At 63.6% G+C, this 21,262-nt stretch carries 13 protein-coding genes; 9 read left to right on the top strand and 4 right to left on the bottom strand.

The features are described from left to right. Positions 1-165 precede the first annotated feature (165 nt). The 5 genes from LJY25_RS17375 (at position 166) to LJY25_RS17355 (ending at position 5,813) form a co-directional block, all read left to right on the top strand. Positions 166-2,214, top strand: coding sequence for a HelD family protein (locus LJY25_RS17375; RefSeq protein ID WP_227609749.1), 2,049 nt, complete (start codon positions 166-168; stop codon positions 2,212-2,214). Positions 2,215-2,566: 352 nt separating this feature from the next. After that, positions 2,567-2,830: a hypothetical protein gene (locus LJY25_RS17370; protein WP_227609747.1), complete on the top strand. Its 264-nt coding sequence runs from the start codon at positions 2,567-2,569 to the stop codon at positions 2,828-2,830. Positions 2,831-3,265: 435 nt separating this feature from the next. Next, positions 3,266-4,063 (top strand): HipA family kinase, encoded by a 798-nt coding sequence (locus LJY25_RS17365; RefSeq protein WP_227609746.1) that lies wholly within the window; start codon positions 3,266-3,268, stop codon positions 4,061-4,063. Continuing rightward, positions 4,041-4,424 (top strand): DUF3037 domain-containing protein, encoded by a 384-nt coding sequence (locus tag LJY25_RS17360; RefSeq protein WP_227609744.1) that lies wholly within the window; start codon positions 4,041-4,043, stop codon positions 4,422-4,424. The genes LJY25_RS17365 and LJY25_RS17360 overlap by 23 nt, the downstream gene beginning before the upstream one ends. A 51-nt stretch (positions 4,425-4,475) precedes the next feature. Next, positions 4,476-5,813 (top strand): leucine-rich repeat-containing protein kinase family protein, encoded by a 1,338-nt coding sequence (locus tag LJY25_RS17355; protein ID WP_227609743.1) that lies wholly within the window; start codon positions 4,476-4,478, stop codon positions 5,811-5,813. On the opposite strand, the gene LJY25_RS17350 is transcribed toward LJY25_RS17355, so the two are convergent. Continuing rightward, a complete protein-coding gene (locus LJY25_RS17350; RefSeq protein ID WP_227609742.1) occupies positions 5,806-9,192 on the bottom strand; it encodes a DEAD/DEAH box helicase in 3,387 nt (1,128 codons plus the stop codon). The two genes, LJY25_RS17355 and LJY25_RS17350, sit on opposite strands and share 8 nt — an antisense overlap. A 164-nt stretch (positions 9,193-9,356) precedes the next feature. Then, positions 9,357-11,597, bottom strand: coding sequence for a M3 family metallopeptidase (locus tag LJY25_RS17345; protein WP_227609741.1), 2,241 nt, complete (start codon positions 11,595-11,597; stop codon positions 9,357-9,359). Positions 11,598-11,709: 112 nt separating this feature from the next. On the opposite strand from LJY25_RS17345, the gene LJY25_RS17340 reads away from it, so the two are divergent. The 3 genes from LJY25_RS17340 (at position 11,710) to msrB (ending at position 13,441) form a co-directional block, all read left to right on the top strand. Beyond that, positions 11,710-12,042: a hypothetical protein gene (locus tag LJY25_RS17340; RefSeq protein ID WP_227609740.1), complete on the top strand. Its 333-nt coding sequence runs from the start codon at positions 11,710-11,712 to the stop codon at positions 12,040-12,042. Between the two features lie 83 nt (positions 12,043-12,125). Then, positions 12,126-12,974 carry a Rossmann-fold NAD(P)-binding domain-containing protein gene (locus tag LJY25_RS17335; RefSeq protein WP_227609738.1) on the top strand — a complete coding sequence of 283 codons (849 nt, stop codon included), beginning with the start codon at positions 12,126-12,128 and terminating at the stop codon, positions 12,972-12,974. Positions 12,975-12,979: 5 nt separating this feature from the next. Further along, a complete protein-coding gene (gene msrB, locus LJY25_RS17330) occupies positions 12,980-13,441 on the top strand; it encodes a peptide-methionine (R)-S-oxide reductase MsrB (RefSeq protein WP_227609737.1) in 462 nt (153 codons plus the stop codon). 82 nt (positions 13,442-13,523) lie between these two features. Here the strand turns inward: msrB and LJY25_RS17325 are convergent, their stop codons facing one another. Continuing rightward, positions 13,524-16,094 carry an alpha-amylase family glycosyl hydrolase gene (locus LJY25_RS17325; RefSeq protein WP_227609736.1) on the bottom strand — a complete coding sequence of 857 codons (2,571 nt, stop codon included), beginning with the start codon at positions 16,092-16,094 and terminating at the stop codon, positions 13,524-13,526. A 217-nt stretch (positions 16,095-16,311) separates the two neighbouring features. Beyond that, complete coding sequence (locus LJY25_RS17320; RefSeq protein WP_227609735.1) at positions 16,312-18,438, bottom strand: hypothetical protein; 2,127 nt, start codon at positions 18,436-18,438, stop codon at positions 16,312-16,314. A 269-nt stretch (positions 18,439-18,707) separates the two neighbouring features. On the opposite strand from LJY25_RS17320, the gene uvrA reads away from it, so the two are divergent. Then, positions 18,708-21,254: an excinuclease ABC subunit UvrA gene (gene uvrA / locus LJY25_RS17315; protein ID WP_227609734.1), complete on the top strand. Its 2,547-nt coding sequence runs from the start codon at positions 18,708-18,710 to the stop codon at positions 21,252-21,254. The last annotated feature ends 8 nt before the right edge of the window (positions 21,255-21,262 follow it).

The raw sequence follows: 21,262 nt of genomic DNA, 5'->3' as shown, positions 1-21,262 counted from the left end.
CCGGACTTATCGACCTGGATAGTGCGGCAGGTGGTCCTGGTCAAATTGAACTCAAACTATAAAAGCAGTTATCTGAAAGGCAACGGCACCGAATAAAAACGCCAGGCGCTTCTGTAGCCCGGAAATTGAGGTGACCTTTGACGTCCCAATTTTCAGGAGCAGCACATGATCAACGCCACGGAACAAGAGGAAAGAGAATACCTGGAAGAAATCAAGGAGCAGCTGGCCTTGGCAATCAAGCGGGTGGATGACGCCGTAAAGCAGTTTTCCGACGAGCTCCGGCAGAAGAAGGAGTACGTTCACGAGCACCAGTCGGGCATGGACGAGGCCGATATGGTTGCCGCCGGTCAGTCCATCAACCGCATGGCCTTCACGGGCGAGGCGGCCGTGGCCCGGAAACGCAAGCTTTTCAAGCTGGGCCAGTCCCCGTACTTCGGGCGTATCGATTTCGCCGCCCCGGACAAGGCCGTGACGCCGGTTTACATCGGCGTGTATTCCTTTCTGGACGAGCGGCAGCGCCAGAACGTGATTTACGACTGGCGGGCCCCCATTTCCTCGCTGTTCTACGACTTCGAGCTGGGGGAAGCCTCCTACACCACGCCTTCCGGAATGGTTCGGGGCACCATCGAGCTAAAGCGGCAGTACAAAATCCGGGACGGCCGCATGGAGTTCATGATCGAGAACGACGTCAATATTCACGACGACGTGCTGCAGCGCGAGCTGGCCAAGTCCTCCGACGACAAGATGAAGAACATCGTCGCGACCATTCAGCGCGACCAGAACGCGGTCATTCGCAATGAGGAGGCTTCGGTAATGGTCATTCAGGGCGTGGCCGGCTCGGGGAAAACGTCCATTGCCCTGCACCGGATTGCGTTTCTGCTGTACCGGTTCCGGGAAACCATTGCCGCCAAGGACGTACTCATCATCTCGCCCAACAAGGTCTTTGCCGACTATATCTCCAACGTGCTGCCCGAGTTGGGCGAGGAACACATTCCGGAGCTGGGCATGGAAGAGCTGGCGGCCGATCTGCTCGAGAACCGCTACAAGTTTCAAACCTTCTTCGAGCAGGTAACGGCCCTGCTGGAGGCGCACGAACCGGCTTTTATCGAGCGGATCCGGTTTAAATCGTCGTTTGACTTTTTGAGCAGGCTAAACCAGTACCTGGTCCATATCGAGAACCATTATTTCACCTTTACCGAGCTGCGGGTCGGTAGAACCGTTGTCCCCGTCTCCTTTCTGCAAGCCAAGTTCAAGACCTACCATCGGGTTCCGCTGTTAAAGCGCTTTCCGCTGGTGGCCAACGATGTTAGGGCGTATGTGCGCGATGCGGCGGGCCGCAAGCTCACCGGGGAGGAGAAAGGCACGATCGGGGAGGCTATTCCGCGTATGTTCCGGCTGCACAACGTGGTGGACCTTTACCGGGACTTTTACCGCTGGATCGGGGAGCCCGGCCTGCTTAGGCTCGACCATCGCATGACGCTGGAATACGCGGATGTATTTCCCCTGATTTACCTGCGGATCCGGCTGGAGGGCATTACTGCCTATGAGCACGTCCGGCACCTGCTGGTAGACGAGATGCAGGATTACACCCCGGTGCAGTACGCCGTGCTGTCGCGCCTGTTTCTGTGCCGAAAAACCATTCTGGGCGATGTCAGCCAGACGGTGAATCCCTACAGCGCTTCTTCGGCCGAAACCATTGAGCGGGTCTTTCCGCAGGCCGACGTGGTCCGCCTTTATCGAAGCTACCGCTCGACTATTGAGATTACGGCTTTCGCGCAACGAATCGCTCCCAATCCTGACATCATTCCACTGGAAAGGCACGGCCCGGAACCCGTCGTGGCGGGTTTCAACACCACCGGCGAGGAGCTGGAGGCAATCCGGCAATTGGTGGTAGCCTTCCACAGCTCGGCCCATCAATCCCTGGGAATCATCTGCAAAACGCTCCGGCAGGCCGAGCAGGTGTACCAGGCGCTGGAAGCACCGGGCGTGCATCTGCTCACGCAGGACTCCACGACCTTTAAAGAAGGAGTTATCGTCACGACGGCCCACCTGGCGAAGGGGCTGGAGTTTGATGTGGTTATTGTTCCCTTCGCCTCGGCCCGTAATTACAAAACCGACGTTGATAAGAGCATGCTGTACGTTGCCTGCACCCGGGCCATGCACCAGCTCACGCTCACCTGCTCAGGCGCCCTGACCGTGTTTCTGAGCAGGTAAAAAGGGTGGGACAACCCCATTGATTTTTAAGTAAAGTAGTAATGCTGACTGCCGGTAACAGGACTGAATCGGCTTTTAATCCAGTGTGCTGAGCTCCGGAGACCGGATCTGTGCGTCGAATTGATTGGAAAAAATATTCCCCAGCGCCTGCCAAGCGCCGGCCTCGGCACGGTAGCGGAATTCAAGCAAATAATTCCCGGGAGCGGGCCGTAATTAAATCATTGGAGCCCGGAAAAACGGCAGCACGCGGTATTTGCAATGGGTATTTGAAAAATAAAAAACCCCAAAAGCAAAACATTGTATTTATTTGCCGTAGTAAGGAAATCTACTCCTCACTTTACTAATCTGCCTAATGCTTGATTTCACAGAATTCCAAAAGGTCGTTGAGACGGCGCAGCAAAGCGAAGCCGTTAAAATGGACCTTAAGCGCGCCCTGAAAAAAGTAGGCAGCGCAATCGAAGCCCTGTCGGTAGCCGTAAACGACATGCAGTCGATGCTGGCTGACGACTATGTAGCTGAGCGTAAGCCCCGTAAGGCCCGTGCGAAAGCCGAGTCGAATGCTAACGGCGAAGCCAAGCGCCGGGGCCGTCCCAAGCGCCAGCCCGCTGCTGAATAAACGCGGGAGCACCAAAAAAAGGCCGACGGTTCGCGAGAATCGTCGGCCTTTTTTATTTAGTGCAATGAAGCGAATGATTTTACGCCGGGAACGGCAACGATAATTCGACCTCCCTCACTCATTTTTTAAAGCCTGGTTTGAAGGTGCAGCTTTCAGTGAAACGACTTGATTTCAGGAATTTACTGTGCTGTTAGGCAAGCCCGTGTCCAAAATATGCCGCCGATCCGGTATGCGGGGCCACCGGTCAACGTTTGACCGGGCACCGGATTTATTCTGCCGCTCAATGGCCGCACTCGCCCGGGCGTCCGTACTTTGGCATTTCCAACCGGTGTGTTAACGCGGCTTCGGTTTAAAAGCAGGCGCCTGGCTTACGTGAGGTGCACGCTGCGTTTATTTCTCCGGTCGGCCGCTGAATACAATTTGAAGAATGTCTGCATGATGCCCAGTTCTCTCCAGCTCCGCACCGTGGACGTGACGCGGTACGTGAAACCTCTGCGCGAGGGCGGCTCGTTGCCCGCCATTGTGGAGGCCGACGACGGCTTTCTCTACGTGGTCAAGTTCCGGGGCGCCGGGCAGGGCGTCAAGGCCCTGATTGCCGAACTCATTGCCGGGGAGCTGGCCCGGGCCCTCGGCCTGCGGGTACCCGAACTCGTGTTCATGACCCTCGACGAGGCCTTTGGCCGCACCGAGCCCGACGAGGAAATCCAGGACCTGCTGCGGGCCAGTGAGGGCCTCAACCTCGCACTGCACTACCTGTCGGGCGCCATCACCTTCGATGCGCTGGTAACGACCGTGGACAGCCGCCTGGCCTCGCAGATCGTGTGGCTCGACTGCCTGATTACCAACGTGGACCGCACCGCGCGCAACACCAACATGCTGATGTGGCACAAGGAGCTCTGGCTGATTGACCACGGCGCGGCCTTTTACTTTCATCATTCCTGGACCAACGTGGACGAGCAGGCCCGGCGCCCGTTTGCCCAGGTAAAAGACCACGTGCTGCTGCCCCAGGCTGCTGAGCTGGAAGAAGTTGGCGCTGAGGCCCGCGCGCTGCTTTCGCCGGAGCTGTTCCGCGCCATCGTGGAGCTGGTGCCCGACGAGTGGCTGACCTACGATGCCCCGTTTGAAACTGCCGCGGAGCACCGGCAGGCCTACGTCGACTTTCTGACGGCTCGCCTGGCCGCCTCCGAACTATTTGTCAAGCACGCGCAGGATGCCAGAAAAGCACTTATTTGAGTATGCCGTCATCCGGGTGATGCCCCGGGTAGAGCGGGAGGAGTTTCTCAACGTGGGCGTTATCGTGTACTGCGCCTCCCAGGGTTTTCTGCAGACCCGGTTTGCGCTGAACGAGGAGCGGCTCCGGGTGTTTGCCGGGGAGCTGGATATGGCCGAGCTGCAGGAGCGGCTCAGGGCCTTCGAGCGAATCTGCGCCGGGCGCCGGGAAGGCGGTACCATCGGGCAGCTGCCCCTGGCGTCGCGGTTCCGCTGGCTGACGGCCACGCGCAGCACGGTGGTACAGACCTCACCCGTACACCCCGGCCGGTGCGAGGATGCCCTGGCCACACTGGAGTGCCTGCACGCGGCACTGGTGCTGTAGCACGGGCGGTAGAACCCGCTCCCGCAAGCCAGGCGTGCCTACCTTTGCCCGATGCACACCCTTGACCAACTGCGCAGCGGAGAGCTGGCCGGCATAACCCGACTCGACCTTTCCTGCGGCCTGACGGAGTTTCCCGCCGAGATTTTCAGCCTGGCCGATACGCTGGAGGTGCTGAATCTGTCGGGCAATGCCCTGTCGGCCCTCCCCGCCGACCTGCCCCGGCTACGGAAGCTGCGCGTGCTGTTCTGCTCCGACAACCGGTTTACTACCGTGCCCGAGGTTTTGGGCCGGTGCCCCGAGCTGAGCATGGTGGGCTTCAAGGCCAATCGGATTCATACCCTGCCCGCCGTGGCCCTGCCCCCGAAGCTGCGCTGGCTGATCCTGACCGACAACGAGCTGGCGGCGGTGCCGGCGGAAATAGGCCGCTGCACTCACCTGCAGAAGCTGATGCTGGCCGGCAACCGGCTGGCCGCTCTTCCCGACACCATGGCCGGCTGTACCGCGCTGGAGCTGCTGCGCATTGCCGCCAACCAGCTTACGACGCTGCCAGAGTGGCTGCTGCAGATGCCCCGGCTTAGCTGGCTGGCCTACGCCGGCAACCCGTTCTGCGACGAGTTTGAGGCAGCTGCTGTAGCCCGCAACCCCATCCGCGTTATCGACTGGCGGGAGCTGACGATAGGAAAGCAGCTGGGCGAAGGGGCTTCGGGCGTGATCTGCCAAGCCCGGTGGGAGCAGGGCGGGGCGGCCCGGAACGTGGCGGTAAAGCTGTTCAAGGGCGCCGTAACGAGCGACGGACTTCCCCGCAGCGAAATGGCCGCCTGCATCAGCGCGGGCCTGCATCCCAACCTTATTGCCGTGGATGGCCGCATCAGCGGGCACCCGGCCGGGGCCGAAGGGTTGGTTTTGGAGCTGATTGACCCGGGGTTTGGCAACTTGGCCGGTCCGCCCAGCCTGGCTTCCTGCACCCGCGACGTATATGCGCCCGAAACGAGCTTTACCCTGGCGGCGGCTCTGCGCCTGGCCCAGGGCATTGCCAGCGCAGCGGCCCATTTGCACGCCCACGGCATCCTGCACGGCGACCTGTACGCCCACAACATCCTCAACCAGCCTGACGGCAACAGCCTGCTCGGCGACTTCGGGGCCGCCTGCTTTTTCGATCCGGCTGATACCCGCGCTGCGCAGGCGTTGCAGCAGCTGGAAGCCCGGGCGTTCGGCTGTCTGCTAGAGGAGCTGCTGGATCACTGTCAGCCCCCGGCGGAGGCTGCCGGCACGGTGCAAATCCTGCGGCAGCTGCAGGGGCGGTGCCTGCAGGTGGACGTCGCCGCCCGGCCTTTGCTGGCCGATATCGAGCAGAAGCTGGCCGCGCTGACGCAAAAAGTAGCTAGCTAAACAAAGCCAGCAGCTCCTGCCGGGTCAGGGACTTGACCAGGGTCGCGTCGGTGCGGATAAGGTCCTGGGCCAGCTCCCGCTTTGCTTCCTGCAGCTCCATGATTTTTTCCTCAATCGTGCCGGGGCAGATCAGGCGCACGGCCACCACTTTCTGAGTTTGCCCGATGCGGTGGGCGCGGTCGATGGCCTGGTTTTCCACGGCCGGGTTCCACCACGGGTCCACCAGGTACACGTAATCGGCGCGGGTGAGGTTGAGACCCGTGCCGCCGGCTTTCAGGCTGATCAGGAATACGCGTACGTCCTCGTCTTCCTGAAACGAAGCCACGGCGGCCTCCCGGTTTTTCGTCTGCCCGGTCACGTAGGCGAAAGGAATTTCGTGGCGCTGCAGCTCGGCCCGGATCAGGTCGAGCATGGCCACGAACTGGGAGAAGATCAGAATTTTGTGCTGGGGTGCCCGGCTGCGGATTTCCTCGACCAGCGCGTCGAGCTTGGCCGACTGCTGGCCGTAGTGCTCCTGGTCGGGAAGCAGGGCGGGGGAGTTGCAGATCTGCCGCAGCTTGGTGAGGCCCTGCAGGATGTGCAGGCTTTCCTTGCGGGGAGAGTCCTCGTGAATGCCCATGAGCCGGTCGCGGTAGTCTTTCTTGCAGGCCTCGTACAGCCGGCGCTGCTCCTCGCCCATTTCGCAGTACAGCACCATCTCGGTTTTGTCGGGCAGCTCCCGGGCTACCTGGCCCTTGGTGCGGCGCAAGACGAACGGACTGATCTTGCGCTGCAACGCCCGGGCGTGCTTTTCATCCTTGAACTTGTCGATGGGACTGGCATACAGGTTCTGGAAGTGCTGGCGGGAGCCCAGCAAACCCGGGCAGGCAAAAGACAGCTGCCCGTACAGGTCGAAGGTGTTGTTTTCCACCGGCGTGCCCGTCAGCACCAGCCGGTTGCGGGCCCGGAGCAGGCAGGCCGCCTTGTAGCGCTGAGAGGCCGGGTTTTTGATGGCCTGGCTTTCGTCCAGCACCACGTAGTTGAACGCGTACTGCCGCAGCTCCCGGATGTCGGACACGACCGTGTTGTAGGTAGTCAGCACGATATCGGCGGCGTCGAACTGGGCTGTATCCGGGCGGCGGCCCGGGCCGTGCAGCAGCTGAATCCGCAGGGAAGGCGCGAATTTCTTGACCTCAGCCTGCCAGTTGAACAGCAGGGACGTGGGCACGACCACAAGGTTGGTAGCGGCCGGATTCCGGGCCTGCTGAAGCAATAGAAACGCTAAGACCTGCACGGTTTTGCCCAGGCCCATGTCGTCGGCAAGGCAGCCGCCAAAACCCAGCGTGTCAAGAAAGTTCAGCCAGTTCAGCCCTTCCCGCTGGTAGTCGCGCAGGGTGGTTTGCAGGTTTTCGGGCACGGCTACCGGCCCGATGCCGCCAAAGCCGGCCACGGCCGCCCGGTAGGTAGCCAGCTGCCGGTGGGCATCAGCCGCCAGCGCCTCGGGGTCGTAGAGCTCCTCGATGGCGGAAAAGTTGATGCTGGGCGTGCGGATGGTCTCTTCCACGACCTCTCCGGCGGCAAAGTAGCGGGCAAACCGGTCGAGCCACTCCCGGGGCAGAATCCCGCGGGTGCCGTCGTCGAGCCGCACGTACCGGCTTTGGTTGCGGACGGCCTGGTGAAGCTGGCGCAGCGACGCCTGCTGACGGCCAAACTGGACCCGCAGTTGGGTTTCAAACCAGTTCGTTTCCCCCGTAACGCGCACCGTTACCCGGACCCGGTGCGGGTTCAGTGTGTTGCTTTTTAGCTTGTTGAAGCCCAGAATGACAATCTGCTGCTCCTGCCAGTCCTCAAAGGCCGTCAGAAACCAGTCTTCATCCAGAAACTCCGACTTGGGCACGTACAGCGTTTCCTGCCGCAGCTGCTCCCGGAAAGCGGGGTACCGGCGCAACAAAGCCGCCAGAAAGCGCGCTTCAGCGTCCACGTCCCGGTCGAGTACAAAGGTGCGGCCCAGTTCGTCCTGCCCCAGCAGCTGGCGACGCGACAAAATCGATACTTCCCGGGTGCCGTAGCGCATCACCGGCAGCACTTCCACGTGCTGGCCCGCGTCGGTCAGGTAAAGACGTTTTTCCGGGGGCGCGTCGAAGCCGCTGCCGGCACGCTCGGCCGGGGTAGCCGGGCGGACGAAGGAGTAGCTGACGGGCACCCGGTCTTCGAGTCCGGCCAGCACGTCGCGCTGAAACTCGTTGTACTTGCTGCGGTGAATCAGCAGGGTGTTGTTGCGCTTGCGGAAGAAGTCGATGATGCGCCAGACTTCCGGGTCGGGCACCAGGTACAGGGCCCCGCGCAAGGCCACGAAATAGTCGTAGCGCACGGTCAGCGCCGCAAGGTCCACGGGCTGGTCGTGGAACAGCAGCCGGCCCGTCACTTCGTAGAATTCCCCCCTCTGGTGCACCGACAGGCGCAGGTCGGCCGGGGCGGAGCGCAGCTCCAGGGGCGAGAGGGAAGGGCCGGTGAGCTTGTCGGAAACCGTGGCGTTGTGGCGGAAGAAGGGCAGGCCGGCCGGATTCCGCAGAATGGCCTGCAGCGCAGCCAGAGCCGCCGGGGAGCGTGAGTCGTCGTAGTTGTGCTGGAACCGGGCCAGGCCGCTGTAGAACTTTAGCTCCGTGGCATCGTCGGTGGCGCTCAGCACATCCAGCGGGTTGAGCACCGTCACCGGGCTCTTCGCCTTGCCGGTTGCCGTAAGGGCCGCCTCGGCAAGCTGGATGATGAGGTGGCCGTAGTACTTGTGGCGGCTGAAAATGATAATCCGCTGCCCCGGAGCGGGTGGGGCCCCGGCCCGAACGGACAGCAGCTGGCTAATCAGCTCCTGCTTGCTGGCCGCCGTAACCGGGCACAAACCCGCGTCCCGGGGTGTGACCAGCACCGCCGGCCGGGCGTAGGTGAGCTGAAAGTGGGCGTCGAGGTCAGGGGCGTGCTCCAGGCCGTAGTCGCGGGCGGTGGCCAGCAGCAACTCCCGGCGGGCTTTGAGGTCGAAGAACACGCGCAGTTCGGGCCGGCGCAGCAGGTCGAGGAGCACCTGGGCCTGGAACTCGCACAAGCTGGCCCGGGGCGCCCCGCAGGTACAGGATAACTCCAGTCCCGCCGCCGATTGCTCTACCGTTACCGTTGGGGACTCTCCCTGGCTGATAGACCAGGCCGCGCTGGTAAACGTGCCCCGGTCCAGGGTGATGCTTGCGGGTTGAATGGCCGTCAGGGGCCGGGCTTCAGCGACATACTGGGCCGGGCAGTGCCGGGCGACGTCGAGGGCGGTGAGCGTCGGAACGGAAGCCCCGGGCAGCAGGTACGCGTGGGCAGGAGGAAAGCTTTCGGGAAAGGACAAGGTTTCCGGGTGGTTCGACATACGCGGGGCGGGCAGATTGGCAAGGTACCAAAAGCCGGGCATGGCCGAGGGCCGATTTCTGATTAGGAGATGAAACAGTGCGTCGGATAAGCTGCCTGACCAAGCGCAAAAAAGCCCCAGCCGCATCAGCAGCCGGGGCTTTGGAAAGTAACGGGCAGGGTCGGCTAGCTTTTCTTGGCCGGTCCCTTTTTCGGGGTGGGTTTAGCAGGCTTGGCCGACTTGGCGTCCTTTACCGGGAAGCCCCGCTCGCGCATCAGCGCCTCGATGCGCGGGTCGCGGCCCCGGAACGAGCGGTAGGCATCGGCCGGGTCCACGGTGTTGCCTACCGACAGAATCTGCTGCTTGAGGCGCTGGCCCACGGCTTTGTCGTAGGGGCCGCCGGCGTCGGTAAACGCGCCGTAGGCATCCGAGGCCAGCACCACCGACCACAGGTAGCTGTAGTAGCCGGCCGAATAGCCGTCGGACGAGAACACGTGGCCGAACTGGGGCGTGCGGTGGCGCATCACCAGCTCCTCGGGCATGCCGAGCTGAGCCAGGGTTTCGCGCTCAAACTTGTCGGGGTCAATCTTCTGGTCGCCGGCCAAATGAAGCTTCATGTCAATCAGGGCGCTGGCGAGGAACTCGGTGGTTTCGAAGCCCTGGTTGAACGTGGCGGCCTTTTCGATGCGGTCCACGAGGGCCTGGGGAATGGGCTTGCCAGTCTGGTAGTGCAGGGCAAAGCGTTGCAGCACCTGGGGCGTCGAAAGCCAGTTTTCCAGCACCTGCGACGGAAACTCCACGTAGTCGCGCACCACGCTGGTGCCCGACAGGCTCGGATATGTCACGTTCGACGACAGCCCGTGCAGGGCGTGGCCGAACTCGTGGAACAGGGTGGTGGCGTCGGTCCAGGAAATCAGGGTGGGCGCGCCTTCTTTGCCCTTTACGAAGTTGGAGTTGTTCGACACGATGGTCGTCACGTCACCGTCGAGGCGCTCCTGGTTGCGGTAGGCGTTCATCCACGCACCCGAGCGTTTGCCCGGCCGGGCGTAGGGGTCGAAGTACCACAGGCCGATGGGCTTGCCCGAGGTCTTGTCCTTTACTTCCCACACCTTCACGTCGGGGTGGTACACGGGCACGTTGGTGACGGGCGTAAACGAGAAGTTCAGCAGCTCGCCGGCCACCCAGAACATGCCTTCGCGCATCTTGTCGAGCTGCAGGTACTGCTTCACCTCGTTCTGGTCGAGGTCGTAGCGCTCCTTGCGCACCTTTTCGGCGTAGTAGCGGTAGTCCCAGGGCGCGATTTTAAACGTAGCGCCTTCCTTTGTGGCCAGGGCCTGCATGTCGGCTACCTCTTCTTTTACCCGGGCTACGGCCGGCGTCCAGACTTCCTCCATCAGCGCCATGGCTTTCTCGGGGGTCTTGGCCATGGTGTTGTCGAGGCGCAGGTGGGCGTGGGTTTTGTAGCCCAGCAATTTGGCCCGCTCGGCCCGCAGCTGCAGAATCTCGGTAATCAGGGCGTTGTTGTCGTGGGCGCCGCCGTTGTCGCCGCGGTTCACGAACATGCGCCAGGCTTTCTCGCGGAGCTTGCGCTGGTCGGAGTAAGTCAGGAACGGGTCGATGCTCGAGCGGGTGTTGGTGATGACGCCGGCCGCCGCCATCTTCTTGGCCGCAGCGGCATTGGCGGCATCCTCACGCAGCGAGGGGGGCAGGCCGCCCAGGTCGGCGGCTGTTTTCAGCACCAGCACCGAGTCCTGCTCGTCAGCCAGCAGGTTCTGGCTGAAGCGGGTGAACAGCCCGGCCAGCTGCTGGTTGATGGCCGACAGCCGGATTTTGGCTTTGGCATCGAGCCGGGCGCCGGCCCGCACGAAGTTGTTGTAGTACACCCAGGTGAGGCGCTGCTGCTCGGGCGTCAGCTTCTTTTTGTCGGGCGAGTTGTACACGGCCTCGATGCGGCGGAACAGGGCCGCGTTCTGGGTGATCTGGTCGCTGAGGGCGGCCATCTTCGGGGCCATTTCCCGCTCCACGGTCTGCACTTCGGGGTTGTTGAGTGTACCGGTCCAGATGCCGTAGATAGTCTGGACGCGGTCGAGGGCCCGGCCGGTGCGCTCCAGGGCAGCAATAGTGTTTTCGAACGTGGCGGGCTGCCCGTTGGAGGCAATGGCCTGCACTTCGGCCAGGTTCTGGGCCATGGCCGCTTCAAGGGCGGGCTTAAACTGTGCCACCTGCACCTTGTCGAAGGCCGGTACGCCGCCGTAGGGGCCGGTCCAGGGAGCAAGTAAGGGGTTGGCTTCAGCCCGGGCCGCGGTGCCGGCCGGGGTCGTGGGTTGGGCAGAGCTGGAAGAAGGAGTCACGGTAGCGGCAAGGGCAAAAGCCAGCAGCACGGGCGCGAGGCGCCGCTGGCCGGGGAAATTGAGTTGGTCAGCCATAAAAGGAAAAAGGTGGGGCACTGATACCCCGAAAGTAGCTGGTAAAGCCCGGTTTCACGCGTGAGGTTCCCGTCCGCCCCTGCATCTGCCGCCCGCTGTCGTATACTTCGGCATGAGTATCGACCTGGCTACCTTTCTGCGGCATACGCCCGAAGCCGAAAAAACCACCATCTACGTTCAGCTGGACGAAGAAGAAACCGAGGCCTATGACGCCCTGCTGATTGCCCAGACGCCCCGGCAGAAGCTGTTCATCACCCTCGAAGCCCGGCGCCGCTACGTGACGCACACTCTAGTGGACGACGACCCGGGCGAGGTGGAGCTGGACTTCGTGCAGGACTACGCCGAAGTGGAGGCATTGCTTGAGGATGCCGGCCTGTACGGAGCCTACGACGAGGAGCTGGGCATCCTCTACCACAACCTGCTGTACCTGCTGATGAATCCGTAAGGTTTGGTTGTCAGTTGTTAGTTGTCCGTTGTTGGCATCGTTCTGACAACCGACAACTAACAACTGGCCCCCAATTCTGCCTTATGCCCCTGCTTGTTCACCTAGCCGATGCCAACGACGCGGCCCGCATTCTGCGCGGCGGCATTAAAATCGGTAAAGGCAGCCCGGGCGTTTACTTTATGCCCCTCACCCCGGACTTCTACGCCTCTCACCAGTGGCTGCGGGAGCTGCGCCGCGGCGGGGCCCGCTCGTTTGTCGGCATTCAGTTCCGGCTGCCTGACGACGAGGAAGTCTGGTTCGGAAAATACGGCACCCGCCACTGCAAAGGCGCTTTGGGAGCGGCCATCGGGGAGTTTATGCAGCTGGGCGACAAGCTGGGCTACGAGTTTCTGATTGAGCGCCGCATCGAGCCTGGTGAAATCCGGAAGGTGGTGGCCCTGCCCCAGGTAGTGGGCTGGCGCTATTCGCCCGACAGCCACCAGCGGGAAACACTCTGTGCCTGTCCCATGTGCATTTCGCGGGGAGAAATCCGAAGCCGCATCAAGCGGGACAGGCTGGAGCCGCCCGTGCCCGCGCCCCGGTACGCCGAGCTGCTGGACCGGCTCCGGGCCGGCGAAACCGAAAGCGTAGCGGGGGAGCTGCTCGCCCTGATCGGGAGCCGGCCCCAGCGCCACGACCCCCGGGTGCTACAGTTTCTGCTCGACCAGAACAACCGGAACCTGGCGCTCGGCCTCGCGCTGGCCTTGCCCGCGTTCCGGCACCCGAATACTTTTGGGATGCTGGCCGGGCTCTGCACCCACCCTGATCCTGCCATCCGCGAATACAGCGCCGAAGGGTTGCTGGAAGTCGACGAAGCGAAAGGGCTGACGTTCCTGCAGGCCCTGCCGCCCGACGCGGTTATCACGCAGGTGCTGAAGGGCCACAAGGACTGATCCCGATGCTACGCTGGTCTGACGTCGTGCGCTTTGCCAAATACGGCAACCCCGAGCCGCCCCGCCGGGTGGAGCTAAGCGAAGCGGAATGGGAAAGGCGGCTGGCCCCGGCCCGGTTTCGGGTTTTGCGGCAGAAAGCCACCGAGTCGCCGTACCGCAATGCCTACTGCCGCTCCTACGAGCCCGGCACCTACGCCTGCGCGGGATGCGGCAGCCTGCTGTTCGGCGCCGAAGCCAAGTACCACGCCATCTCCGGCTGGCCCAGCTTCACCGGGCCCCTTGCCAGAAACGCCGTCCGCTATGCCTTCGACGACAGCCACCACCTGGAGCGAATCGAGGCCCTGTGCAACGTCTGTGACGGACACCTCGGCCACGTCTTCCCGGACGGACCCGCCCCGGCTGGCCTGCGTTTCTGCATCAACTCCGAAAGCCTGATTCGCACCGACCCAGAAGCACCGACCATCTGACTGCCGCGGATGCCGGTGCCGGCAGAAATGAAAAAAGCCCGGCCATTATCCGGCCGGGCTTTTTCGTGGGCCTACCGACCACCTAGTGCGTTACGACGAGGCGCTGTACCGACACGGCTGCACCGGAGCGGATTTTAATCAGGTAGGTGCCTGCGGCCCAGGAGCTCAGATCCAGGGTGTGGGCGCGGCCCGTCATGGGTACCGTGCGCACCAGCCGGCCCTGCAGGTCGTGGATGCTGATTTCGGCATTTGCTGCGGCTGCCTGGTCAAGCTCTACGCGTACCTGCCGGGTAGCTGGGTTCGGATACAGCTGGGCGGCCAGCAGGTTGCGGCCGTTAGCCGTGGAGGTGGGCTGGGTATGCGTCAGGCGCAGCACCCAGCTCTGGTTGGCATCCAGGTCGGGCAACGCCACGGCCCAGCTGCTGACACCGCCCTGGGCGGTGAGCGTGACGGTCCCGGCCGTCTGGCCGGAGTACAGATCGGTTACGCGGTAGGTGCCGCCGGGCAGGGTCGAAAGCGGCAGCGAAAGGGTTGTGCCGCTCACCGGCGACGCGCTGAAGTTCGATACCATCACCACCGCTTCCTGGTTATACACCCGGGCGTAGCTGAGCAGGGAAGCAGACGAAGCGGTGACCGGCAGCAGGTAGCCTTTGCGGAGCGTTTCGTTCGTGGTGCGCAGGCGGATGAGCTTCTTGTAATGGTTGAGCAGCGAAGCCGGGTCAGCTTCCTGGGTTGCCACGTTGAACAGCCGGAAGTTGGAATTCACGCCCCGCCACGGAGTGCCGGTCGTGAAGCCCGCGTTGGTTCCGGCGCTCCACTGCATGGGCCGGCGCTTGTCTTCGTCCGGACCCGCGCCCAGCATGCCCACTTCTTCGCCGTAGTACAGGAAAGGCACGCCCGGCAGCGTCAGGTAAAGAGCCGCGGCCTGCTTCATCAGGGCCTCGTTGCCGCCCAGGGAGTTCATCACCCGGTTCTGGTCGTGGTTGGTCAGGAAGGTGGCGTACCGCAGCTTGGGATAGGCGCTTTCCACCGCGTTAAGCGTGTTGCGCAGGGCAGTAGGGGTGCCGTTGTTAAGGCTGTTGATGATAGCCAAAGCAAGGTCAAACTCAAAGGTGGCGTCGAGGCGGTTATTGACGACGTAGGGCACTACTGCCGACGTATTCGACCAGACTTCTCCCACAATAAAGGCATCGGGGTTTACTGCCTTTACGGAGTCATGAAATTCCTCGAGAATGCCCAGGGTTTCCGGGGTGTGCTCCTGCGTCCGGCCGTTCTCCACCAGGTGCTTGGCGGCGTCGATGCGGTAGCCGTCCACGCCCTTCTGCAGCCAGAACCGGCTTACGTCCCACATAGCTGCCTTCAGCTGGGGGTTGCGCCAGTTCAGGTCGGGCAGACCGTTGCCGAACACGCCGTAGTAGAAGCTGCCGTTGCGGGTGTGCCACACCGTCTGGCCCTGAGGGCCCTGGTAGCCGGGGTTGGTGGGCGACCATACGTACCAGTCGCGGAACGGGCTGGTGGGGCTGGCAGCCGCCTGCGTAAACCAGGGATGCTGGCTGGAGGAGTGGTTGAGCACCAGGTCCACAATCACCTTGATGCCCCGGGAGTGGGCCGCGCTCAGGAACGCCTCAAACTCAGCCATGGTGCCGTAGTCGGGTTCGGTGGCCTTGTAGTTGGTTACGTCGTAGCCGTGGTAGCTCGGCGACTCCATCATCGGCATCAGCCACAGGGCCGTTACGCCCAGGTCGGTGGTGGTAGCGGGGTTGCCGTCGTTGAGGTAGTCAAGCTTGGCGGTGAGGCCGGCAAAGTCGCCGCGGCCGTCGCCGTTGGAGTCGTAGAAGCTGCGCACGAACACCTCGTAGAACACCGCGTCGTGCCACCAGTTGGTGGTGTAGCTGGTGGGGGAGGAGCCGCAGCTCTGGCAGGTGCCAAAGCACACGGTGGGCACGGTGTTGACGGGCGCAGTGGCGTCGAGGGTGCGGGCCAGGGTGCCGGTGCCATCGGCAGTGCCGCAGGCGGCGGGCACGGCTTCGGCGGCGGCCAAGGTGTTGCCGTTCACGAACCGGTACAGAAACTGCCCGGGGGCCGTCAGCGTCACGTCCGCCTCATAGATCTGGTCGCCGTTCATATCGGTAAGCAGAATGGCGGTGGGGTCCCAGTTGGCGGCGTAGCCGGCCAGGGTCTGGAAGTTGCCGATGACGTGGACGCCGGTTCGCGGTACGGTCCGGCCGCGCATGTTCACGGCGAAGCGCACGACGGTGCCGCACTCCCCGAAGCGCACGGCGGGCAGGCGCAGGGCCGCTGAGCCCAGCATCACCTGCCGGTTCACGTTGCCGCCCCCGTCGGCCACCCCGCAGCTGGTGCTGACCAGCTCAGCCCCGGACCAGGCGTTGCCGTTCACAAATTTGTAGAGGTAGGTGCCCGCCGGCACGTTCACCGTCACTTCGTAGATGTTGTCGTTGTCGGGGTCCGTGAGCAGGGTAGTGGCCGGGTTCCAGTCGCCGGGAAAGCCGGCGGCAGCCTGGAAGTTGCCGGCCACGTGCACGCCGGCGGCCGCCACGGTCTGCCCGGTCATATTCACCCGGAAAGTGAGCGGAACGGCCCGGGCAGCCAGCCCGGCAAGGATAAAAAACGACGCAAGTAAAAACTGTCTCATGGGCGTAACTAGTGAACAGAGCCTGAAAAGCGGGGGATGGGATAAAGATACGCTAAAAGGTGCGGAACCCGATTTTAGTGCCGTGCAGGACCGTTGTTTTTCGTTTGCGAAGGAGCCGGCGGTACTTTCCGTCGTGCGGATCGGAAAAGGTCTTGCCGGAGCATAAAAAAACGGCGCCTGAATCCGGGGCGCCGTTCTTCAGTGGGGGCTGCGGCGGCTACTGCTTAACAAAGCGGGTCACCCGGGTTCCGATACGCAGCACGTACACCCCGGCCGGCAGGCTGCCGATGGCCAGTTGGGTGGGCCCTTCGTGCAGCGGGGCGCGCAGCCGGATGCGGCCGTGCAGATCGAGCACGGTAGCCACCTGCCCGGGCGGGATGCCGGGGGCCGTCACGCTCAGCCACTCGCGGGCCGGATTGGGCAGCACCAGCAGCGGGGCAGCGTCGGCGACGACGGCAGCAATGGGCGAATACGTGGCGGTGCCGTCAAAATCCAGCTGACGAAGGCGGTAGTAAAGCGTGGTCGTGCGGGGAGCGGCATCGTCGCGGAAAAGGTAGCTGCGGGCACTGCTGCTCCCGGCTCCGTCTACCCGGCCGATGCGGGTGAACACGCGGCCATCGGCCGAGCGCTCCACCTCGAAGCCGGCGTTGTTCAGCTCCTGAGCCGTGAGCCAGCGCAGCTGCACGGTGGCGGAGCCGGCAGCCGTAGCGGTAAACCCGACCAGCGTGACGGGCAGTGGGTTCTGCATGTCGCCCAGCGTGAGCGTGCCCAGGTCGGTAAGGCCGGCGCGGCTCACGGTGCGGGCCGTGGTATTGACGGTGGCTCCGGACAGGAGCTGCCAGGGCGTGGTGCCGGTGGGTGAACGGTAGAGAAACAGCCGGTTGGTGGCCACGCCGTTCAGCTCGGTGTCGCGGTACGGGAACAGCACGTCGTAGTTCAGGCCGGAGCTGGTAGGGGCCGTGAGCAGGTACTGGCGCAGGATGCTGAGGTTGCCCTGGCCCCCGGGAACGGCCGTGCCGGTGGTGCGCAGCGCGGTGACGGTGCCGGGAAGAGGCGCAGCCCGGGGCGTGAGCTGCAGCCCATCGGGGAACGTGTACGTAGTGCCGACCACGCTCAGGGTACGGCTCATCTGCAGGCGGCCGAGCAGGTAGCTGGTGGCGGTTTCGGAGAGTGTGGCGTTACCGGCCAGGGTCAGGGCCTGGGTGCCGTTGCTCAGAATGCCGCCCTGGAAGTTCAATGCCTGGTTGACGGTCATCAGCGCCGAGCTGGTTTTGGTGCCACTGCCGCCCACGTTCAGATAATCGAACACGATGGGCGTGGTAGCCGCCCCACCGCTGATGGTCTGGGTGATGCCAGTGAGGTTGACGGCGCGGTTGTTCGGGGTGAAGGTGCCGATGATGCTCAGGCTGCCTGAAACGTTCAGGTCGCCGCCGATTGTGGTTGACAGGCGCAGGGTGCTGTTGCCGCCCACCGCCACGTTGCGGGCCGTGACTGCCGTGTTGGTGCTGCCAAAGTCGAGGGTGCCGTTGAGCATCGCCAACGTGCCCGCCACGTCCCAGGCCCCGCCGGTGCGGGTGACGCTGCCGCCGGTGGCGTTCAAACTGAAATCGTATACACTAAGCGCGCCCAGGTCGAGGTTAGCGGCGGTGGTGTAGGTAAAGCTGGTGCGGCTGAACGGGTTGGTAGCACTGCCGTTGGCGGTGCTGCTGACGGTGAAGTAGTAGCGGAAGTCGGGCGTGCCGCTGCTATTGCCCGAGTAGTTGGCGCCCGGCGTCTGGTCGTAGATGAAGGAAGGCGAACCAGTGGAGCCCTGCATGCCCAGCCAGTTAAAGCTGGCCGGCCGGCCGGTGAGGCCGGGCAGCGCCGACCAGCGGATGCGCAGCTCCCGGTTGTTGCCGCTGCGAAGCAGGCTGATGTTCCCGGTGGCGGGGGTGCTGAATCCAGCCCAGCCGCCGCTGCCGTTGCGGGTCTTGAACTCGATGTAGCTGTTCTGCATGTATATGCGCACGTCGGCCCGGAAGGGCAGGTTGGGCGTCATGTCGTAATCGTTGATGCCCACCGTATTGCCGTTGGAATTGCTGCCGCTGGTGGCAGGTAGCACGGGGTCAATATCGAGGTAGATGAGGGCCTGCTCGCTGGCGTTGCCGCCGGTTTTAGCGATGTACAGGTAAGTATCGTCCCAGGTCATGTACCAGGTGCCGCCGTTGTTGTTGCTGTACTCGGCGGCCGTAATGGTCCCGTCCAGCACGGGAGTGGCAAACTGGGCCCGGGCCGTGAGGACTGCCCCGAGCAGCAAAACCAGTACCGCCAGGCTGCGGCGAAAAGAAGAAGTATAGGTGGTCATGTGCAGCGGAGGTAAGGGTGAATGCTAAAGGTGGGGAGTTTTCTGATTTCTCGGTGGCAGCTTCGCTGCCGGTCAGTTTCGGCCCGCGGACAAAGGTAGGTGCCTGAAAATCAGGAGCGGCCCGTTTTTCTGCCAATTACGGCGCAACGGTGGTCATTTCCCTGCCAAAGTCATCGTAGGGTGCCCATGACCCTCTCGGCCGGCCGAAGAACAGTCGCGCCGTATCCAACCGGAGCCGGGCTGCGTAACCCGGGCTTTCCCTGCGCCTGATGCCCGAATTCACTTCCTCTGCCTCTCCCAACCTCGACGGTTTCGTGCGCGTGCGCGGCGCCCGGGAACACAACCTCAAGAACATCGACGTCGATATTCCCCGGGATGCGCTGGTCGTGTTTACCGGCGTGTCGGGCTCGGGCAAGTCGAGCCTGGCATTTGGTACGCTCTACGCCGAGGCCCAGCGCCGCTACCTTGAATCGGTGTCGCCTTACGCGCGGCGGCTTTTTCACCAGATGGCCGTGCCGGAAGTCGACTCCATCGACGGCCTGCCCCCGGCCGTAGCGTTGCAGCAGCAGCGCGGCACACCCACCACCCGCTCGTCGGTGGGCTCCGTGACCACGCTTTCCAACCTGGTGCGGATGCTGTACTCCCGGGCCGGCGACTATCCCGCCGGGCAAAGCATCGTGTACGCCGAAGGCTTTTCGCCCAATACGCCCGAAGGTGCCTGCCCCAACTGCCACGGCCTGGGCCGCACGTACGAAGTCACGGAGCAGACCATGGTGCCCGACCCCACGCTCACCATCCGGGAGCGGGCTATTGCCGCCTGGCCCCAGGCCTGGGGTGGGCAAAACCAGCGCGACATCCTCGTCACCCTCGGCTTCGACGTGGACACGCCCTGGAAAGACCTGCCCCAAAAGGACCGCGACTGGATCTTGTTCACCGACGAGCAGCCAGTGGTGCCGGTGTACCCGGGCTACTCGCCCCAGGAAACCCAGCGCGCTCTGCGCCGCAAGGAGCCGCCTAACTACATGGGCACGTTTACCGGCGTGAAGCGCCACGTGCTGCACACTTTTGCCACCACGCAAAGCCCGCTGATGAAAAAGCGGGCCCTGCAGTACATGCTCAGCACCGAGTGCCCGCTCTGCCGCGGCAAGCGCCTGCGGCCCGAGTCGTTGGCCGTCACCTTCGCCGGGCTCGACATTGCCGACCTGTCGCGCCTGCCGCTCAAGCGCGTCACCGAGCTGCTGCGCCCGTTTGCCAACGGCACCGCGGCCGGCCGCAAAAAGCAGGACGCCGCCCACCCCGAGCAAACCATCGTGGCCCGGCGCATCGCCGAAGACCTCGTTGCCCGCCTCGAAGTGCTGCTCGACCTGGGGCTGGGCTACCTGGCCCTGGAACGCAGTACGCCGACCTTGTCGCCGGGGGAGCTGCAGCGGCTCCGGCTGGCCACGCAGCTGTACTCCAATCTGTTCGGCGTGGTGTACGTGCTCGACGAGCCCTCCGCCGGCCTGCACCCGTCCGACACCGAGGCACTGCTCAAAGCGTTGGCGAGTTTGAAAAAAGCCGGCAACTCGCTTTTCGTGGTGGAGCACAACCTCGACGTGGTGCGGCAGGCCGACTGGCTCGTGGACGTGGGGCCTGCCGCCGGCGAGCAGGGTGGGGAAGTGCTGTACAGCGGCCCGCCGGCAGGGCTGGCCAAGGTGGACTCCTCCCAGACCCGGCGCTATCTGTTTACTGATGGGGAAAAGTCAGGACCCCGGACCCCGCGGGAGCCCCGGGGCTGGCTGCGCCTGCAGGGCGTGACGCGCAACAACCTCAATAACCTCGATGTGGAGTTTCCGCTGGGCGTGTTCACGACCGTCACGGGTGTGTCGGGCTCGGGCAAGTCGAGCCTGGTGAGCCAGGTGCTGGTGGAGCTGGTAGCCGAAGCGCTGGGACAGGAAGTAGCGGCCGAGGAAGAGGAAGGCGACCCGCTGGAGCGCGCTGCGCCCATCCAGACCGGCGGGCGGATTGTGGCCGGCATGGAGCAGATCAAGCGCCTGGTGCGCGTGGACCAGAAGCCCATTGGGCGTACGCCCCGGTCCAACATGGCCACCTATACCGGTTTGTTTGACCACGTGCGCAAGCTGTTTGCGGCCACTCCGGCGGCCAAGAAGCGCCGCTACGACGCCGGACGGTTTTCCTTTAACGTCGCCAAAGGCCGGTGCGAGAACTGCCAGGGCGAAGGATTTGTGATGGTGGAGCTGCTGTTTCTGCCCAGTGTGTACGCGCCCTGCCCGGTGTGCCACGGGGCCCGCTACAACGCCAAAACCCTGGAAATCACCTACCGCGACAAGAACATTGCCGAGGTGCTGGGCCTGACGGTAGACGCCGCCGCCGACTTCTTCGACGAAGAGCCGGCCGTGCTGCGGGCTCTCACGGTGCTGCGCGAAGTGGGGCTGGGCTACCTCCGTCTGGGCCAGCCGGCCACCGAGCTGAGCGGGGGCGAGGCCCAGCGCATTAAGCTGGCGACCGAGTTGCAGCGGGCCCAGCGCGGCAACTCTATCTACATCCTCGACGAGCCCACCACCGGCCTGCACCCTTCCGACGTGGAAAAGCTGCTCGTGCAGCTCGACGGCCTCGTCGAAGCCGGCAACACCGTCATTGTCGTGGAGCACGACATGCGCGTGGTGGCCGGCTCCGACTGGGTGATGGACGTCGGCCCCGGGGCCGGGGACGAGGGCGGGCAGGTAGTGGCGGCGGGCCCGCCGGACGCGGTAGCGAAGGTGCGGGAAAGCAAGACCGCTCCGTACCTGTCGCGGTTTCGGGGGCTGGGGCAGTAGTAAGCAAA

The organism is Hymenobacter translucens, assembly GCF_020685205.1.
Lineage (GTDB): Bacteria > Bacteroidota > Bacteroidia > Cytophagales > Hymenobacteraceae > Hymenobacter > Hymenobacter translucens.
Note: the sequence above shows the minus strand (reverse complement) of the source record. Positions and strands in the feature narration are given on the sequence as shown.

Bases quoted from the DNA above. Each gene is read 5' to 3' on its own strand.
- LJY25_RS17375 (WP_227609749.1), top strand. From the start codon at position 166: ATGATCAACGCCACGGAACAAGAGGAAAGAGAATACCTGGAAGAAATC.
- LJY25_RS17370 (WP_227609747.1), top strand. From the start codon at position 2,567: ATGCTTGATTTCACAGAATTCCAAAAGGTCGTTGAGACGGCGCAGCAA.
- LJY25_RS17365 (WP_227609746.1), top strand. From the start codon at position 3,266: ATGATGCCCAGTTCTCTCCAGCTCCGCACCGTGGACGTGACGCGGTAC.
- LJY25_RS17360 (WP_227609744.1), top strand. From the start codon at position 4,041: ATGCCAGAAAAGCACTTATTTGAGTATGCCGTCATCCGGGTGATGCCC.
- LJY25_RS17355 (WP_227609743.1), top strand. From the start codon at position 4,476: ATGCACACCCTTGACCAACTGCGCAGCGGAGAGCTGGCCGGCATAACC.
- LJY25_RS17350 (WP_227609742.1), bottom strand. From the start codon at position 9,192: ATGTCGAACCACCCGGAAACCTTGTCCTTTCCCGAAAGCTTTCCTCCT.
- LJY25_RS17345 (WP_227609741.1), bottom strand. From the start codon at position 11,597: ATGGCTGACCAACTCAATTTCCCCGGCCAGCGGCGCCTCGCGCCCGTG.
- LJY25_RS17340 (WP_227609740.1), top strand. From the start codon at position 11,710: ATGAGTATCGACCTGGCTACCTTTCTGCGGCATACGCCCGAAGCCGAA.
- LJY25_RS17335 (WP_227609738.1), top strand. From the start codon at position 12,126: ATGCCCCTGCTTGTTCACCTAGCCGATGCCAACGACGCGGCCCGCATT.
- msrB (WP_227609737.1), top strand. From the start codon at position 12,980: ATGCTACGCTGGTCTGACGTCGTGCGCTTTGCCAAATACGGCAACCCC.
- LJY25_RS17325 (WP_227609736.1), bottom strand. From the start codon at position 16,094: ATGAGACAGTTTTTACTTGCGTCGTTTTTTATCCTTGCCGGGCTGGCT.
- LJY25_RS17320 (WP_227609735.1), bottom strand. From the start codon at position 18,438: ATGACCACCTATACTTCTTCTTTTCGCCGCAGCCTGGCGGTACTGGTT.
- uvrA (WP_227609734.1), top strand. From the start codon at position 18,708: ATGCCCGAATTCACTTCCTCTGCCTCTCCCAACCTCGACGGTTTCGTG.